Raw genomic sequence first — 2391 nt, 5'->3', positions numbered from 1 at the left:
CTGGGCGGAGCTGATCGGCGCCACCTTTCCGGCCGGCTCCATCACCGGCGCGCCGGGAGAGCAGCAGGTCGAGCAGGTGCGCGCCGGCGGGGGTGTGGACGTTGTCGAGGAGGGCCAGCGGGCGGGGCGCGGCGTTGAGGTTCCGCCAGCCGCCGTACGCGGCGCGCAGGTCCTCCAGCAGCGCTTCGACCAGGTAGCCCTCGGTGCGCCTGCGGGTGTCGTCGCCGAGGTGGAAGCCGCGGCACAGGACGGTGAACACGTTGTCGCCGCCGCGGCCCGCGGCCGGCAGGCCGTCCAGGCCGGCGTACCACTGGCGCGTCGCGCGGTTCTCCCGGAAGCCCAGATAGCGGTCGGTGAAGAGGTGGACACTGGCGGCGGCGATCGGCCCCAGCTCGTCGCTGCCCCAGCCGCCGATGAGGTCGACCACGTCGCCGGGCCAGGCGCGGGCGCGCTCCTGGTCCTTCTCCAGCCCGCAGTCGACGAGCAGATCCGCCACCCGCTCGCGGGCGCACGCCTGCTCGTCGAGGTGGCCCCGGTGCCAGGCGCTGATCACCACCAGGCCGGTGAGCAGCCGGGGCAGGCGGAGCCTGCCGAAGCCCTGGCGGTGCGCGCACAGGCCGCGGGCCAGGGTGGTCAGCAGCTCGGCGGTGGGCGAGGCGTTGGAGACCGCGGCGTCGTCGTCGTAGGCGTCGGCGCAGTCCACGGCGGCGACGGGCACGCGGTCCCCGTACGCCTCGCGCACCTCGTCGAGCACGGCGGTGCGGCCGCTGCCGTGGCCGCCGTGGAGGAGTACGACGGGCAGCTCGCCGCGCGGCTCCTGCCGCACCGTCTTGGTCCTGGCGTGGTGCAGCCCCACCATCCGGGGCACCAGCTCGTGCAGCACGGCATCACGTCCGTACAGGGTCAAGCTCCGCTTCCCTCCCGTTGCACGGCAGCGTCCAAGTCAGCCGAGCATGCCGCCGAGTTGTCGTGCCGTTTCGAGCAGAATCTGCCGGCCCGTGGTGTCCGGGGCGCTGCCGAGTTCGTGGCGCACCCGCTCGTACAGCGCCCGCAGCCGGCCGGGCCGGCCCTCCTCGGCCGCGCGGCGCATGTCGTCCGCGTCCCGCAGCAGAAGCCGCAGCCGCTCGTCGCCGAGGCCGAGTGCGGGGCCCCGGTCGGCGAGTTCGTCGGCGAGTCTGCCGACGACGGTGACGGTGCTGTTGTTGATGACGGTGACGTCGCCCTCGACCCTGCCGATGTGGACGGCCGCCGGCGGCCGGTCGCGCTCGCTGCGCAGGAACCGGGCCAGGCCGACGCCCGCGTGGCCGCAGTCCAGCCCGCGTTCGGTGAGCTTGACCTCCCCGGCGACCACGTCGCCGGTGACACCGGCGTCGAGGAGGTCGAGCATGCCCGCGGTACGTAACGAGCGGGCCGCGGCGAGGACTTCGTCGGCCCGGAGGGCGTCGCCGTGGAAGAAGACGTGGTCGGCGACGAAGAAGTCGCGCAGCAGCAGCGCGTCGTCGCCGCGGTGCTCGAACGCCCAGCGCAGCACCGCGTCCTCGGCGTACGTCTGGCGGGCGCCGGGGTCGCGGCGCTCGCGCTCCAGGCGCAGCGCGCGCTCGTGGCCCTCGGGGCGGAGCGAGGTGTCGGCGGGGACGTGCTCCGGCCACTGGTGGACGTCGACCAGGCCGCGGTCCGCCAGCGCGGAGATGACGGCGGAGACGCCGAGGGCCGGCTTGTTCTGCTCCAGGCCGAACGCCGCGGTGCGCACCGGTACGTCGGGGCGGTGGCCGGACTCCTGCAGCAGCCACAGCAGCAGGCGCGCCTCGTAACGGCCGAGCTCTGGGCGGCGGTCAGCCATCGACGCGAAACCTCTGTTCTGCGTGCGGTCGTTGGGGATGTGCATGAATCTACCTACGATGGCCGCCGGTCACCAGTTCGTTGCCGTACGCAGTCGCCGCACTGCGGCCATCTCGTAGCAGTAACGCGACCTGCGGGCGGCGTTACGGCAGCACCGCGATGCCGTCCAGTTCGACGAGCGCCTCGGTGTCCCAGAGCCGGGTGACGCCGATCAGCGCCATCGCGGGGTACGTCTCGCCGGCCAGCCGGCGCCAGATGCGGCCGAGTTCCGCGGCGTGGGCGCGGTAGTCCTCGGGGTCGGTGGCGTAGACGGTGACGCGGGTGAGGTGGGCGGGCTCCCCGGCGCAGGCGCCGAGGGCGGTGAGGAGGTTGCCGAGCGCCTGCTCGAACTGGGCCGGGAGGCCGTCGCCGACGATCCGGCCGGCGCCGTCGAGGGCGGTCTGTCCGGCGAGGAAGACCATGGTCGAGCCGGTGGCGGTGACGGCGTGGCTGAAGCCGGAGGGCCGGGCGAGGGCGGCGGGGTTGACGCGGTGGACGGACACGGCGGCGGGG

General features: G+C 74.4%; 2 protein-coding genes and 1 pseudogene. All 3 read right to left on the bottom strand.

The genetic code is table 11. From position 1 onward, the window contains the following. Positions 1–907, bottom strand: a pseudogene (locus H5J30_RS27675) (ATP-binding protein); the annotation flags it as partial. Between the two features lie 36 nt (positions 908–943). Then, a complete protein-coding gene (locus H5J30_RS27670; protein WP_181790032.1) occupies positions 944–1840 on the bottom strand; it encodes a hypothetical protein in 897 nt (298 codons plus the stop codon). Positions 1841–1982: 142 nt separating this feature from the next. Next, entirely contained in the window at positions 1983–2381 is a 399-nt protein-coding gene (locus H5J30_RS27665; protein WP_181790033.1) for a RidA family protein, read from the bottom strand. Positions 2382–2391 lie beyond the last annotated feature (10 nt).

This window comes from Streptomyces phytophilus, assembly GCF_013870535.1.
Taxonomy (GTDB): domain Bacteria; phylum Actinomycetota; class Actinomycetes; order Streptomycetales; family Streptomycetaceae; genus Streptomyces; species Streptomyces phytophilus.
Note: the sequence above shows the minus strand (reverse complement) of the source record. Positions and strands in the feature narration are given on the sequence as shown.

Excerpts from the sequence above, each read along its gene's own strand:
- H5J30_RS27670 (WP_181790032.1), bottom strand. The coding sequence starts at position 1,840 with ATGGCTGACCGCCGCCCAGAGCTCGGCCGTTACGAGGCGCGCCTGCTG.